13 protein-coding genes are annotated in these 13,311 nt (G+C 67.2%); 6 read left to right on the top strand and 7 right to left on the bottom strand.

The features are described from left to right. Genes RO07_RS06005 through RO07_RS05980 form a run of 6 tightly spaced genes read left to right on the top strand, consistent with a single transcriptional unit; the run spans window position 1 to window position 5,697 of the window. Entirely contained in the window at window positions 1–477 is a 477-nt protein-coding gene (locus RO07_RS06005; RefSeq protein WP_084072468.1) for a FliM/FliN family flagellar motor switch protein, read from the top strand. Further along, the gene (locus RO07_RS06000) at window positions 474–1,325 is read left to right on the top strand and encodes a flagellar type III secretion system pore protein FliP (RefSeq protein WP_084072467.1); all 852 of its coding nucleotides are present in this window, start codon (window positions 474–476) and stop codon (window positions 1,323–1,325) included. The genes RO07_RS06005 and RO07_RS06000 overlap by 4 nt, the downstream gene beginning before the upstream one ends. Before the next feature lie 9 nt (window positions 1,326–1,334). Beyond that, window positions 1,335–1,607 carry a flagellar biosynthesis protein FliQ gene (fliQ, locus tag RO07_RS05995; RefSeq protein ID WP_039408950.1) on the top strand — a complete coding sequence of 91 codons (273 nt, stop codon included), beginning with the start codon at window positions 1,335–1,337 and terminating at the stop codon, window positions 1,605–1,607. A 27-nt stretch (window positions 1,608–1,634) separates the two neighbouring features. Beyond that, the gene (locus tag RO07_RS05990; RefSeq protein WP_084072466.1) at window positions 1,635–2,462 is read left to right on the top strand and encodes a flagellar biosynthetic protein FliR; all 828 of its coding nucleotides are present in this window, start codon (window positions 1,635–1,637) and stop codon (window positions 2,460–2,462) included. Window positions 2,463–2,465: 3 nt separating this feature from the next. Beyond that, window positions 2,466–3,614 (top strand): flagellar type III secretion system protein FlhB, encoded by a 1,149-nt coding sequence (gene flhB / locus RO07_RS05985; protein ID WP_039408947.1) that lies wholly within the window; start codon window positions 2,466–2,468, stop codon window positions 3,612–3,614. Window positions 3,615–3,618: 4 nt separating this feature from the next. Next, the gene (locus RO07_RS05980) at window positions 3,619–5,697 is read left to right on the top strand and encodes a flagellar biosynthesis protein FlhA (RefSeq protein WP_039408944.1); all 2,079 of its coding nucleotides are present in this window, start codon (window positions 3,619–3,621) and stop codon (window positions 5,695–5,697) included. 131 nt (window positions 5,698–5,828) lie between these two features. On the opposite strand, the gene RO07_RS05975 is transcribed toward RO07_RS05980, so the two are convergent. From RO07_RS05975 to flgH, 7 genes are all read right to left on the bottom strand, one after another. After that, the gene (locus RO07_RS05975; RefSeq protein ID WP_039408941.1) at window positions 5,829–7,070 is read right to left on the bottom strand and encodes a flagellin N-terminal helical domain-containing protein; all 1,242 of its coding nucleotides are present in this window, start codon (window positions 7,068–7,070) and stop codon (window positions 5,829–5,831) included. Window positions 7,071–7,499: 429 nt separating this feature from the next. After that, window positions 7,500–8,705, bottom strand: coding sequence for a hypothetical protein (locus RO07_RS05970; RefSeq protein WP_039408938.1), 1,206 nt, complete (start codon window positions 8,703–8,705; stop codon window positions 7,500–7,502). A 47-nt stretch (window positions 8,706–8,752) separates the two neighbouring features. After that, entirely contained in the window at window positions 8,753–9,652 is a 900-nt protein-coding gene (locus tag RO07_RS05965) for a hypothetical protein (RefSeq protein ID WP_039408936.1), read from the bottom strand. Between the two features lie 25 nt (window positions 9,653–9,677). Continuing rightward, on the bottom strand, window positions 9,678–11,009 hold the full coding sequence (locus tag RO07_RS05960) for a FlgK family flagellar hook-associated protein (RefSeq protein ID WP_039408932.1): 1,332 nt from the start codon (window positions 11,007–11,009) through the stop codon (window positions 9,678–9,680). Between the two features lie 29 nt (window positions 11,010–11,038). After that, window positions 11,039–11,368, bottom strand: a complete 330-nt coding sequence (locus RO07_RS05955) for a hypothetical protein (RefSeq protein ID WP_039408930.1) — start codon at window positions 11,366–11,368, stop codon at window positions 11,039–11,041. A 17-nt stretch (window positions 11,369–11,385) separates the two neighbouring features. Continuing rightward, complete coding sequence (locus RO07_RS05950; protein WP_237171387.1) at window positions 11,386–12,555, bottom strand: flagellar basal body P-ring protein FlgI; 1,170 nt, start codon at window positions 12,553–12,555, stop codon at window positions 11,386–11,388. Window positions 12,556–12,565: 10 nt separating this feature from the next. Next, on the bottom strand, window positions 12,566–13,297 hold the full coding sequence (gene flgH, locus RO07_RS05945; protein ID WP_084072465.1) for a flagellar basal body L-ring protein FlgH: 732 nt from the start codon (window positions 13,295–13,297) through the stop codon (window positions 12,566–12,568). Window positions 13,298–13,311: the final 14 nt, after the last annotated feature.

Genomic DNA, 13,311 nt, shown 5'->3' with positions numbered 1-13,311 from the left:
ATGTCCGCCACTTCCCTCATGTCCACCCATCTTCCGCTGGATGCCGACGCCCAGACGCCGGGCGCCGGCGCCATCGACCCGCTCAACGACGACCTTGCGCCGCTCGACAGCCTTTCCGACGACCTCGGCGCCGACTGGCTCCAAGGCACCACGGGCGGCAATACCGACGCGGCCGGCATCGAGAGCACGGCCGCTGACGAGGGCGCAGCCCCCACGCCGCTCGCCATGCGCGAAACGCTCCGGCGCGTGCCGGTGAAGCTCACGCTCGAAGTGGGCGCCTCGCGTCTCACGCTGGGTGAATTCGCGGCGCTACGCGCCGACGACGTGCTCAGTCTCGACCGCGCGGCCGGCGCACCGCTGTCCGTGTTGGTCAACGGCGTCCCCGTCGGACTCGCCGAGGTGGTCGTCTCGGGAACGCAGTACGGCTTGAAGATCCTCACGCTCGACGCCATCGAGCTCGATCGGCTCGCGCAATGAGAATCGCACGGCATCTCCTTCGCCAGCGGCAGCCGCGCCTGTGTGAACATCGGCGCGAACGGCAGCGCGAGCGTGGCAAACGCCGCTTCCCGCTGTGCGCGTCGGAGATCCTGGGGCTTGCACTGGTGGCGATCGGCCTCGCGTTCTTCGCCACCGGCGCGCGCGCGGACGACGCTGGCGCCCTGATGCAGGTGCGCACGCAAGGCGGCACCACCGACTTCACCGTCAAGACGCAGCTGCTCATCCTGATGACGCTGCTGGGCCTGCTGCCGATGCTGCTGATGGTGATGACGACCTTCGTGCGCTTTGCGATCATCCTCGCGCTGCTGCGTCAGGCGCTGGGGCTGCAACAAGGTCTGCCCTCGCGCGTGCTCACCGGCATGGCGCTGCTGCTCAGCCTGGTCGTGATGCGCCCGGTCGGCGAGGCCATCTGGACGAACGCCGTGGTGCCTTACGATCAGAACCGCATCACGCTCACCGAAGCGCTGGCCGCCGGCGAAGCGCCGCTCTCCCGCTTCATGCTCGCGCAAACGCGCCAGACGTCGCTCGAGCTGATGGCGCGACTCACGGGCGAGACCGATGTCGCCGAACCGCGGGCGCACAGTTTTCCGGTCAAGGCGTCGGCGTTCCTGCTGAGCGAGCTCAAGACGGCGTTTCAGGTCGGCGCGATGCTGTTCATCCCGTTTCTCGTGATCGATCTCGTGGTGGCGTCCGTGCTCATGGCGATGGGCATGATGATGCTCTCGCCGCTGGTCGTCTCGTTGCCGCTCAAACTCCTGCTGTTCGTGCTCATCGACGGCTGGACGCTCACGGTCAGCACGCTCGTGACCAGCGTGCAGGCGGTCTGAGGAGGCGCGATGCTCACCAGCGATATCGCCATCGACCTCGGGCTCGACGCCCTGCGTCTCGTCATCGTCATCGTGCTCGTGCTGATCGTGCCGAGCCTCGTCACCGGCCTGGTGGTCGCGCTGTTTCAGGCCGCCACGCAGATCAACGAGCAAACGCTGTCGTTCCTCCCCCGCCTGATCGTCACCCTGCTCACGCTCGGCCTCGCCGCACCTTGGCTGGCGGGCACGCTGACCGACTTCGCCGCCGAGATCTTCGCCCGCGCGGCGTCGCTCGCCGGCTAGCGCCGCCGCGCTTGCCGCCGTCCGATCATGCCGACGACGTTCCCGCCCCAACTCTCGTTTGCCACCTGGCCTGGCCTGGAAGGCTGGCTCGCGCAGTGGCCCGCCCAGCTCGTGCTGCTGTGGTGGCCCTTCTGTCGCTTCTTCGCCGCGCTGAGCATGCTGCCGCTCGTGGGCGAAGGCGTCGTGCCGATGCGCTGGCGCATTCTCGCGGCGCTCGCGTCGAGCCTGGCGCTGTGGCCGGTTCTCGCGCGCACCGGCGTGCCGGCCACGGACCCGTTCTCGCTCGCCGGCGTGGCGCTGGCCGCGGAACAGGTGCTCGTCGGTGCGGGGCTGGGCCTCGCGTTCTTCATCGTGCGCGCCCTGCTCACACTCGTCGGTTATCTGTGCGCATCGCAAATGGGCCTCGCCATGGCCGCCATGAACGATCCCATGAACGGCGAAGCCACCGAACCCGTCTCGCTGCTCCTGGTGTGTCTGGGCATGTTGCTGTTCTTCATTGCGGATGGGCATCTCGTCGCGATGGCCATCGTGGGCCGCAGTTTCGACGTCTGGCCCGTCGGCGGCGGCTTGCCGCTCGACGGCCTGAGCGGACTGCTGCGCGCACTGGGCTGGACGCTCGCCGCGGCGATGACGCTGGCGCTGCCCGTGGTCCTGACCACGTTCGTCGTTCAGTTCGGGCTCGGGTTGCTCAACCGCGCCGCCCCGGCGCTGAACCTGTTTTCGCTGGGCTTTGCCGTGACGACGCTGGTCGGCCTCGTCGTGCTCGCCGCCGTGGTGCCGGCCCTGCCCGCGCATTACCTGACGCTCACCGAGCGCGTACTCGATGCGCTCGGCCCCGTCTCGCGAGAGCATTGACGCATGACGGCGCAAGACACCGGCGACAAGTCGGAAGCCCCTTCCGCACAGAAGCTGCGCCGCGCGCGCGAGCAAGGTCAGGTGGCGCGCTCGCGCGACACGGCGACCGCCGTCGGCATCATGGCCAGCGTGGCCGTGCTGGCCGTCAGCGCGCCGTCGCAACTCGACGCCTTCCGCTCGCTATACGCCGCGGCGTTTGCCGACCTGGCGGGCATCGGCTTCGACGACGCCTGGACCGCGCTGCTGCCGGCGGCCATGTGGCTGCTGGCGAAGCTCCTCGCGCCGCTCGCGGCGATTCCGCTGTGCATCGGCGTGGCGGCGATGCTGCCCGGCGGTTACGTTTTCAGCACCACGCTGCTCAAACCGAAGTGGCAACGCCTGTCGCCGAAGGCGAACCTCGGCCGATTGGTCTCGATAAAGCACTACGCGCAAGTCGGCACCGCCATCCTCAAGGTGGCGCTCGTGGCGAGCGTGCTGGTGCTCGTGATACGGGCGCGCTGGGATGCCCTGCTCGCGCTGCAGGCGAGCGCCCCACGCGAGGCCATCGCCGTCGGACTGGATCTGTTGCGCGACGCGGTGCTCGTACTCGGCGGCGCATTCGTGGCGTTTGCCCTGCTCGACCTGCCGTTGCAGCGTTTTTTCTTTCTGCGCGATCAACGCATGACCAAGCAGGAAGTGAAGCAGGAGCACAAGCAGACCGAAGGCCGGCCGGAAGTCAAACAACGCATCCGGCAGATCCAGCGCCGCCTGGCCGAGCGCAGTCTGCGCCGCACGGTGCCCACGGCGGACGTGGTGATCGTCAACCCGACGCACTACGCCATCGCCCTCAAGTACGACACCGGCCGTGCGCAGGCGCCTTTCGTCGTGGCGCGCGGTCTGGACGAGACGGCCGCGGTGCTGCGCCGAATCGCCCGCGAACACGGGATCGACGTCGTGAGCGCGCCGCCGCTGGCCCGGGCGCTGTATCACACGAGCCAGGTCAACCAGCAGATTCCCGCCGCGCTCTACGACGCCGTGGCCGTGGTGCTGGCCTACGTGCTTCAACTGCGCGCCTGGCGCGCCGGCGAGCGCACGATGCAACCCGAGCGACCGGACCCGCCGCGTGTGCCGGCCTCGCTCTCCGATCCACCCTCACCGCAACCGCGCCCTTGATCCCATGTCCCGATTGCTGCTCCGCCTGCGGCGTCAGAAATTCCTGACGCCGCTTCTCGTCTTCGCCATCCTCGCGATGGTGATACTGCCGCTGCCCCCGCTGCTGCTCGACACGCTCTTCACGTTCAACATCGTGCTCTCGATGGTGGTGATCCTGGTAAGCCTGTCGGTGCGGCGTCCGCTCGACTTCTCCGTGTTCCCCACGGTCATTCTCGCCACGACGCTCATGCGCCTCACGCTGAACGTGGCGTCCACGCGCGTGGTACTGCTCAACGGCAACGAGGGCACGCAGGCCGCCGGGCGCGTCATCGAATCGTTCGGCAACGTGGTGATCGGCGGCAATTTCGTCGTCGGCCTCGTGGTGTTCGTGATCCTGATGATCATCAACTTCGTGGTGGTCACCAAGGGCGCGGAGCGCATCTCCGAAGTGTCGGCGCGCTTCACGCTCGACGCGCTGCCCGGCAAGCAGATGGCGATCGACGCCGATCTGAACGCCGGCCTCATCAATCAGGAAGCGGCGCAGACGCGTCGCCGCGAGGTGAGCGCCGAAGCCGACTTCTACGGCGCGATGGACGGCGCGTCGAAGTTCGTGCGCGGCGATGCCATCGCGGGCATCCTCATCCTGCTCATCAACCTGATCGGCGGCGTGGCCATCGGCGTGACGATGCATGGCATGAGCGCGGGCGACGCGTTCCGCCAGTACTCGTTGCTCACGATCGGCGACGGGCTGGTCGCGCAGATTCCGGCGCTGCTGCTCTCGGCGGCCGCCGCGATCATCGTCACGCGCGTGTCCGACGCCGGCGACTTCGAGAAGCAGGTCGGCGATCAGTTGCTCGCCTCTCCGGCGGTGCTCGCAAGCGTGGCGGTACTCATGTTCGTTCTGGCGCTGATTCCGGGCATGCCGACGGCGCCGTTCCTCGCGTTCGCCGCCGTCATGGGGTTCGTGGCGTGGCGTGTGAGCCAGCGACGCACGCCCGCCGCGGCGGACGATACCGAAGCGCTCGAAGCCGCGCTGTCGGCCAACGAGCCACCGGTGCTCACATGGCAGCAACTGCCGTTCGTCTCGCCCGTGACCGTGAGTCTCGGCTACCAGATCGTGAGCCTGGTCGACAAGCGCGAGGGGGCGCCGCTCGTGCAACGGCTTTACGGCATGCGCCAGACGCTTTCGCAGACGATGGGTTTCGTCGTACCGGCGGTGCGGCTCGACACAGGCCTCGGGCTCGGCCCGAGCGAGTATGCGATCGACGTCGGCGGCGTGCGTGTGGCCGCGGCGACGCTGCCACACGACCGGTTGATGGCGATTCCCGCGCCGGACGGCTACGGCGAGCTCGACGGCATGCCGGCCATCGACCCGTCGTTCGGCATGCCGGTGGTCTGGATCGAGCCGGAGCAGCGCGCGCATGCGCTGGGGTTGGGATATCAGATCGTCGATCCGGCCGGCGTGATCGCCACGCATGTCCAGCAGGCGATGAAGACCCATCTGGCCGAGCTGTTCACCTATCAGGACGTGACGTCGCTCGGCGAGCGCTTGCGCGAACTCTCCCCCGCGCTGGCCGACGCGCTCGACAAGGCCCTCACGCACCAGCAGCAACTGGCCGTCATCCGTCTGTTGCTGGCCGAGGAAGTGTCGTTGCAGGATATCGATGTGCTGGCGACGGCGCTCGTGCACGCGGCAACCACGAGCAAGGACCCGCTGGTGCTGTGTGCCGAAGCGCGCACCGCGCTCAAGCGGCGTCTGGTGCACGGCCTCGTCGGCGACGAGCCGTCGCTGCATGTCTATCAGCTCACGCCGGATCTGGAAAATCTGTTGCTGGGCGCCTTCACGGCGGCACAACAGGCTGGAAAGACGACTGCCGACACGTTCCCGCTCGATCCGCAGTTGCTGGAACAGTTGCAATCTCACATGCCGCAGGCGCGCGAGAACATGAAGCTGGCGGGACGCACGCCGGTATTGCTCGTCATGCCGCAGATCCGACCGTTGCTCGCCCGCTATGCCCGCATGTTCGCGAACGGCCTGCACGTGCTGTCCTATAACGAAGTGCCGCAGACGAAGGAGATCGAGGTGACGGGGACGTTGGGCTAAGGCGGCGCCGCGGCATTGCAGCACCGCCGCATCGACGTCAAACGAAAAGAGAGCCAACGGAAAAACCGTTGGCTCTCTTTTTCATTGCCAGAGTTGCCTGGCCGGTACGCCACCGGCCAGGGCGATGCGGATTAGCGCAGCAGCATCTGGATCATGCCCGGCATTTCGCCGGCCTTTTGCAGCATCTGCAGGTTCACGTTCATCTGCGTTTGCAGCTTGGTCAGCTCCGACACCGACTCGGCGAAGTCGACTTCGTTCAGACGCGAGTTGGCTTCGCTCGTGTTTTGCAGCAGCGTCGACTGCACTTCCTCACGGCCGTCGAGATCCATCATGGCCGCGCCGATGCTGGCTTGGACGGTGGCGAGTTGGTTGATGGCGGTTTCGAGTCCCGTGATGGCGGCCTGAGCGGAGGTTGCCGTCATCAATTGGTTGGAGGACGATTGGAGTTTAGAAGCCACCAGATCGTCCAGTGCAGTGAGAAGCTCCCGTTCTTCCTGACCATTCAAAACGTTATTATTATCTCGAGCCAACGTTCTGAACGCCGTTGCAAGTGTAGTTCGCGCAGCAGGAACGTCAGCAGGCGCCGTTGCAACATAAGCTTCCAACGCTGTAGTAAGGGCCGCGCCCCAATTCGTACCGGTCGTTTGGAGTTTATTCAGGATAGCCGTCATCCCTGACTTGCCGTGCAGTTGACCAACCAGGTCTGCCGCTACGTCGGCGGCCCCAACACCGGCACCGTAGCCCATGGCTTCGGAAACGCTAGTGGCGCCGTTAAGCGCCGATGTTTGCTGAGTGCCCAACTTCGCTGTTGCATTACCGACGCTCGAGAACAACGTCTGAAGATCCGCACTGATGTCGAGCTTCTTGGTTTCGTTGGCACCTGCGCCGACCTGAAGGTCAATGTCGCTTGCAGCAAGCAGGCCGGTCGACGTCACGGTGCTACCAGCGCCAAACTCCATCTTCAGCAGGTTCTTGCCGGCGAACGTCGTGTTGTCGAAGATTGCCTTCAGTGCCTGGGCGTTGTTCGTGTATTGCTGCTGGAGCGCGGCCTTTTCGGCGTCGCCCTTCAGGCCGTCCTTCGCCTGCGTGGCCAGATCCTTCATCGTGACCAGCAGCTCGTTGACCTTGTCCAGCGCGCCCTGCGCCACGCGCGTGCTCGACTGTGCGTACTTCATGTTGCTGATGGCCGACTTGGTGCCGCTGGCGTGCATGTTCAGCATGGCCGAGATGCGGGCGGCGGCCGGATCGTTCTTGTACAGGTCGTTCTTCTTGCCGGTCGACAGATCGCGCATGATCGCGCTCAGCTTGCCGCCGGTGGCGCGTTGCGAATTCAGCGACGACATTTGCGCCACGTTGGTGTGCAGAGTCAACATTGCTCAAGCTCCTTTGTGTTGTGAGCGACGACAGGCCGAATAGCCTGCCTCATCGCAATAAGGCGTCTCTGCGCAAGAATTGTTAATGCACTGCCGCGGTGATTTTTCCCATCTGGCGATCGTCGCGACGAAGAGGGCGTTGAGAAAAGCGTTGGCGTGAGGGGAAGGTGGCAGACGCGATGACGCCGCGGTGAAGGCGAAGTCACGCGGAGCGACGCATGAAGGGGCAACTACGACGACAGCCCGCGGCGGGGTCGATGGCTGCGACGGCAGCGACTTCCGCTCAAGAAGCACAAGTCGCACCAGCCACGATGTGCGCGCTGGCGGCGACAGCTTCGAAGACTACGACGGCTGTGATAAGCGGGACGGGTTCAACGCGCCGATCGGACGGATGGCAACTGACGACGGCAGACGCCGGCCGGGCCGACGTCAGTCGACCAGCAAAGCGCGGACGTTGGCGCGCGAGACGGGAACGCCGCCCGGCATCGCGAGGGCCAGTGCGGCGAACGGCGGCTGCTTGCCGAGCCGCGTCGTCCATGCCTCGGCCGAGGTCATCGCAAAAGCGTAATCGACGCCCTCCCGGCCAGTTGCGTCCGTGCCCATCGCGCGCACGACGGATTGCGCCGAAACCCGCGCCGCCCGTGTGGCGTCGGCGTGCGCCGCGCGGATCGCGCTCACCATCGACGTGAGTGCCCGCCGCACATGCGCGACGGAACGTCGTCCATCGATCCGCCACGTATGCGGCGCGACGGCGTCGGGCGCGTCGCGAAGGACCGCGCGCCGCAGGGTGCCGTTGGCGCCGGTGGAGGCGGAAGGGTTTGCAGCGGTACCAAGCCCACCGGCACCGCCCAACGCCTGCGAAGACGCCCCGCCCTTTTCCGCGACCGCGAACCGTGAGGCAATCGACGGCCAACGCGCGCCGGCGGTGCGCATCACCCAGGTGTGCTCGGGCGGAGGCGCCTCGAGCGTAATGCCATAAGCCGCAAGCGCACGCGCCGTACGGCGACGCAGTCCCGCCTGCGATATGGCGTTCGTTACGTCAACCTCCACGCCGGCACCGTCAGCGCCAGCCGGAAAGAGCGTGAGCCGCTCCGGCATCGATGCACGCCATTGTTGCGGGGCGACGCCATCGACGGTGAAACGCCGAGGCGCGTCGCCGCGCGGATCGAAGTGCAGGCGATCGTCGACGGTGCCGAGGCTCGACCGGTCCCGCGCTTGCCACTGCGCGCCGAGACTCGCCAGCGCGCGATGTGCGCGCTCGTGCGACGCCACATCGCCATCGCGCCACCGCATGAGCGTCGCGAGCGCCGCGTTGGCCGACGTGTGAAGTCTGGCGAGCCAGTCGAGCGCCGCGCTGGCGCGACTGGCCGTTGCATGTTGCGAAATCAGGTCGACCGTCCGATAGGCACGCCGCTTGTCAAAAGATGCCGAGGCAGGCGAAATCGGCCTGGGTGATGCGGCGGCGCGCTGGGCGTCACGCGCGCGTCCGGTCGCGTTTGCGGACGATACATGCCCTGCGGCGGGCGCGGCGGTCCCTCGATCGGCGCCAAGCTCACGCGGCGCCGATGGACGCCCGGCGGAGCGCGCATCGTCGAGCGCGGGGCTCCCCGGGATGTCGCGGATGGCCTCAACCATGAATCGTCTCCGATGAAATCAGCCAGTGAAAACGCATCGTGCCGGCATCAGACGACATCAAAAAACGAAAGCTGGACCACCTGGATATGCGCCCTGCGCGCGTTGGAGACGGCGATGAGCAGATCATTCCAGGCGGTCGTGGCTTCGGCGGCATCCCGTCCTTCGAGTGCGAGACGGGTCTTTGCCAGCACCTCGCCCTTCAATGCGTGTTCCTTTCGCACCGCGTCGAGCCGTCGCGCACCGTGGTCGTTCGCGAACTGCACCTTCGAGATCTGCTGGATCTGCGCGTCGAGCGGACCGACGAGATCGCGCAGCACGGTCGTCGGATCCGCCGGCGTCGCACTCGTCAGAGCCGAGGCGGCTGCCGCGAGCTGGTTGAGCAGATCCGGCACGCCTTGCCACACACGCGGCGGGTTATTTTGATACACACCCTCGCCAATCTCTACGGCAGATGACGGCTGCGCAGCCCCACTCAATACGAAGTTGGCTGCGCCCGCGCCCGCGCCCGGCCCTGCCGCGTCGCGCACGGGCGCGCCACTCCCGGCGAACACATAGCTACCGTCCGCGCGCCTTGTGTTGAATGCGTCCACGATGCCTCGCATCAGATCGCGGATCTTGTTGGCACTGGCCTGCGCATCGCCGACTTGCATGGCATCGGCTCTCATCGACACTTCGCTCTTGAAGGCGCTCAGCCGGTCGAACGCGCTTCGCAGGCTCGCACTGGCCTGTTTGAGATCGGCATCGAGACTGGCGATGACTTTCGTGCGGCGCGCAATGGATTGCTGCTCCCTGTCGATGCGTGCGATGCGCTCGAAATCGACCGGATCGTCCGAGGCGCGCAACACGCGTTTTTGCTTGCGCGATTGTTCCGTCGCGCGATCGAGTCGCTCCTTCATCTCGCGCAACACGTGTTCGCGCTCGAAGCGGCTGAAATGGGTGACTTGCATGGTGTTTTCCTTTGACGCGCGCCCGTCAGACCATCGCAAGCGTGGCGTCGAACAGTTCGTTGGCGACCGAGGCCACGCGCGCGTTGGCGCGATACAGCTTCATGTAGGCCATGAGCGAGCCCCCGGCCTCGGTCTCGTCCACACCCGCCTGCTTCTGAAATTGCGTGCGCGCGGACACGAGTACGGCGTCCGCGGAACTAGCGCTTGCGGCAATCTCGCTCGCGCGGCGTCCGGTCTCGCCGGCCAGGGCGCTCATCGCCTCGACGAGCGTGACGCCGGAGCGCCCCGACAGCGCGACGTTCGCATCGAGCGCCCCTCGCAGACGACGCAGCGTCGTGCCGTTTCCGTTGGTACTGTCGACGCCCAACGCCAGATCCTGTGCGCGTTGGAGGGTGCGCTGCATCTGCGGCACACCGTCCGGCCCGACGGTCAACGACAGTAACGGCGTGGCGGTGAACGGCCCGCTCGCCACATCGGCGTGCGCGCGGTTGAGCTGTTCGGCCATGGTTCGGGCGACTTCGGCCGTCTCGTCGATGCGCCGGTCGAGCTCACGCGTCAGGAAGCGATCGAGCCCGCCCAGACGGCCGCCGAGGCCGTCGGCCGGCACGTTCACGCGCGACGTGCCGGCGCTCAGCGTGTAGCCGCCGCCCGCCTGCGCCTCGAGCTTCGCGGCGCGCCCGCCGAGCACGAGCGGATGCCCGCCGCGCGTGAGCACGTGATACGCACCGCTCGCATCCTCGCGCACGTCGATGTCGACCAGCGCGGCCAATTCGCCGAGCGCCTGATCGCGCTGATCCTCGATCGCGAGTCGCCCGGCCGCATCCGGGGCGAGGCGATGCAGACGGTTCAGTTCCGCGACGGATGCCGTGAGCCGGTTCACCTTCTCCGCCTCGCCCGCCCGAACCGAATTCAGATTGCCGCGCATGCGCGCCAGCGCCGCGAACATCGCGTTGGTCCGCTCGGCCACGCGCCCCAACGCCGCGAAGACCTCGTCGGCGTGCACGTCGCTGCCCGTGGTCTGCGCTTCGTGATCAAGCGCCTTGATGAAGTCGCGCAAGCCCAGCGGATCGCTGGCCACGTCGCTGCCGCCCAGTTGCGTGAGCAGCGCTTCGACGTGCGACTTCTGCGCGTCCGGTTCGCCCGCGCCCGCCAGCGCTCGCCATATCCGCTCGCGCTGCGCGAGACCCGCCGCGCGCACCGCGTCCTGCGCCTGCGCCGTGCCGTCCGCCCGCGAGCTCACGCGGACTTCGCGACGCGTGTACGCCGAGTTGCCCATCTGCGAGATGTTGAGCGCTTCGTTGTCGAGCAGCGACTGCGCAGTTTTCACGCCCTGCGTGGCGATATTCAGCATATTCATCGTTGGTGGCCTGTTCCTTTCCGGTGAGTTCAGCGCTGCGCCATCTGCCGCACGATGGTGTCGGCAATGCCGAACGCGCGACGCGCCGCGAGCGCCTGGGCAACCTGCGTGTCGGCCCATTCGTGCAAGCCGTCCGCCGTGCGGTCGCGCTTGCCCAGGCCGCCGGCGCCCTCGCTGCCCTCGCTACCCTCTCTCAGCGCCTGGGTCGCGCGACGCATCTCGCCGAGCAGCCGGGCGATGAAGATCGCCTCGAACTGTTCGGCGGCGGCGTCGAGATCGGCGTCGCGGCGCGAGGGCGATGCGCCTACGCCATACCAAGGCGACCCGGACGCGGGAATTGGCAAGTGATGGGGTGTCATCGGTATCCTCCGTTCGATCAAATAACGTGCAGTTCGCCGTTGAGTGCCCCCGCCTCGTCGAGCGCCTGCAGGATGGCGATGACGTCATCGGGCGTCGCGCCCGAGCGGCGCAGGCTGTCGACGATGGTCTGGAGATCCACGCCGGCCGGCCACACGTGAATGTCCATGCCTTCCTCCTCGACGTCGATGCGCGTGCGTGGCACGGCCGCGGTCCTGCCGCGCGAGAACGGCGCAGGTTGCGAAATGACCGGCGACTCGCTCACCGTCACGCGCAGCGAGCCGTGCGACACGGCGACCGGGCGCACCGTCACGCCTTGAGAGATCACGACGGTCCCCGAGCGTGCGTTGATCACGGCGCGCGGCACCCGGCTCACGCCGGGCACGGGCAACGAATGCACGTCCGCGAGAAAACGCACGCGGCCGTCGGCGTCGTCGGGCGCGATCACTTCGATCGTGCTGCCGTTCTTCGCCTGCGCCGTGCGCTCGCCGAAGCGTGCATTGATGACATCGGCGATGTTCGCGGCAAGCTGGAAGTCGGGACGTTTCAGACTCAGGCGCATGGCGCCGCCCTCGCCCGCAGGCACGGGAATCTCCTGCTCGATCGTCCCGCCGTTGGGAACGCGCCCCGCCGTTGGCGTATTCTTCTGGATCCGCGAACCGCTGCGGCCCTCGGCCTGCATCGCGCTCACCACGAGGTTGCCCTGCGCGAGCGCATAGGTCTGACCGTCCACCGCGCGCAGTTGCGTAAGCAGCAGCGTGCCGCCGCGCAAGCTGCGCGCGTCGCCCATCGACGACACGGTCACGTCGATCGTCTGCCCGCGCAGGAAGCCGGACGGGTACGTTGCGCTCACCATCACGGCGGCGACGTTGCGCGAGCGCAGCCGCACGTTGTCCGGCATGCTCACGCCGAACTGCTTGAGCAGATTGGCCAGCGACTGGCTCGAGTGACGCGAGCGTGGGCCGTCCCCCGTGCCGGCGAGCCCCACGACGAGGCCGTAGCCCACGAGCTGGTTGTCGCGCACGCCCTCCACGTTGACGTAGTTGCGCACGGTTTGCGCATGCGCGGCCGGCACGCCAAGGGTGACGAAGGCGATGAAGGCGGCAAGGACTATCGCGATCGGGACCGGCGCCGACAACGCCTGCCCCATGCAGATGAGGCGCGCGAGCGCGCCAGGCATTCCGAACATAGACATTTCCTCAGAGCGGCGAGAACTGGCTGTTGAAGAAGCGCGTGAGCCAGCCGGGGTTGTTGCTGTCGGCCAGCGCCCCCGTGCCGAAGTACTGGATGCGCGCGTTCGCCACGCGCAGCGACGACACGCGATTCGTCGTGTCGATGTCGCCCGCGCGCACATAGCCGGCCACGCGCACGGTCTCCTCGCCCTGATTCAGAAACAGGCGCTTCTCGCCGCGCACGTGCAGCAGACCGCTGGGCAATACCCGATGCACGACGACCGTGATCGCCCCGCGCAGCGTGTTCTGGGCGGAGCTCGAGCTGTCGCCGCGGAACCGCCGGCTTGCGCCGAGCGACGTGTCGCCGATGAGCGGCTTGCCCATCAGCATGGCGTCGTCGACCGACATCTCGCTGCGCTTGTCCATGCGCGTTCCCGCACGCTTGCTCGCCTGCGTTTGCTCCTGCAACACGATGGTCAGCACGTCGCCCGCGCGAAAGGCGCGCTGGTCCGACGTGAGCGACAACGCGTGTCCCGACGAGAACAGCCCGCCCGCCTGTCCCTGCGACGACATCTCGGTCATGCTCGGCAAGTCGTCGCTTTCTTCGAGCTTGGGCGGCACGAAGCCCGCGCAGCCGGCAAGCACCACCGCCAGCGCCGCCGGCGCCCATCGCACCAGCCTTGATGCGTGCGCCCCTGAACGCGCAACGCGATGACGCGGGAGGACATCGCGCGAACGATCGCAAGTTCCGTGCGTCATCGTCGTCTCCCTCC

It is taken from the genome of Pandoraea pulmonicola (genome assembly GCF_000815105.2).
GTDB classification, from domain to species: Bacteria; Pseudomonadota; Gammaproteobacteria; order Burkholderiales; family Burkholderiaceae; genus Pandoraea; species Pandoraea pulmonicola.
This window is presented reverse-complemented; position numbering and strand designations above follow the sequence as displayed.

Excerpts from the sequence above, each read along its gene's own strand:
- RO07_RS06000 (WP_084072467.1), top strand. The coding sequence starts at position 474 with ATGAGAATCGCACGGCATCTCCTTCGCCAGCGGCAGCCGCGCCTGTGT.
- flhB (WP_039408947.1), top strand. The coding sequence starts at position 2,466 with ATGACGGCGCAAGACACCGGCGACAAGTCGGAAGCCCCTTCCGCACAG.
- RO07_RS06005 (WP_084072468.1), top strand. The coding sequence starts at position 1 with ATGTCCGCCACTTCCCTCATGTCCACCCATCTTCCGCTGGATGCCGAC.
- RO07_RS05950 (WP_237171387.1), bottom strand. The coding sequence starts at position 12,555 with ATGTTCGGAATGCCTGGCGCGCTCGCGCGCCTCATCTGCATGGGGCAG.
- fliQ (WP_039408950.1), top strand. The coding sequence starts at position 1,335 with ATGCTCACCAGCGATATCGCCATCGACCTCGGGCTCGACGCCCTGCGT.
- flgH (WP_084072465.1), bottom strand. The coding sequence starts at position 13,297 with ATGACGCACGGAACTTGCGATCGTTCGCGCGATGTCCTCCCGCGTCAT.
- RO07_RS05965 (WP_039408936.1), bottom strand. The coding sequence starts at position 9,652 with ATGCAAGTCACCCATTTCAGCCGCTTCGAGCGCGAACACGTGTTGCGC.
- RO07_RS05970 (WP_039408938.1), bottom strand. The coding sequence starts at position 8,705 with ATGGTTGAGGCCATCCGCGACATCCCGGGGAGCCCCGCGCTCGACGAT.
- RO07_RS05960 (WP_039408932.1), bottom strand. The coding sequence starts at position 11,009 with ATGAATATGCTGAATATCGCCACGCAGGGCGTGAAAACTGCGCAGTCG.
- RO07_RS05980 (WP_039408944.1), top strand. The coding sequence starts at position 3,619 with ATGTCCCGATTGCTGCTCCGCCTGCGGCGTCAGAAATTCCTGACGCCG.
- RO07_RS05975 (WP_039408941.1), bottom strand. The coding sequence starts at position 7,070 with ATGTTGACTCTGCACACCAACGTGGCGCAAATGTCGTCGCTGAATTCG.
- RO07_RS05955 (WP_039408930.1), bottom strand. The coding sequence starts at position 11,368 with ATGACACCCCATCACTTGCCAATTCCCGCGTCCGGGTCGCCTTGGTAT.
- RO07_RS05990 (WP_084072466.1), top strand. The coding sequence starts at position 1,635 with ATGCCGACGACGTTCCCGCCCCAACTCTCGTTTGCCACCTGGCCTGGC.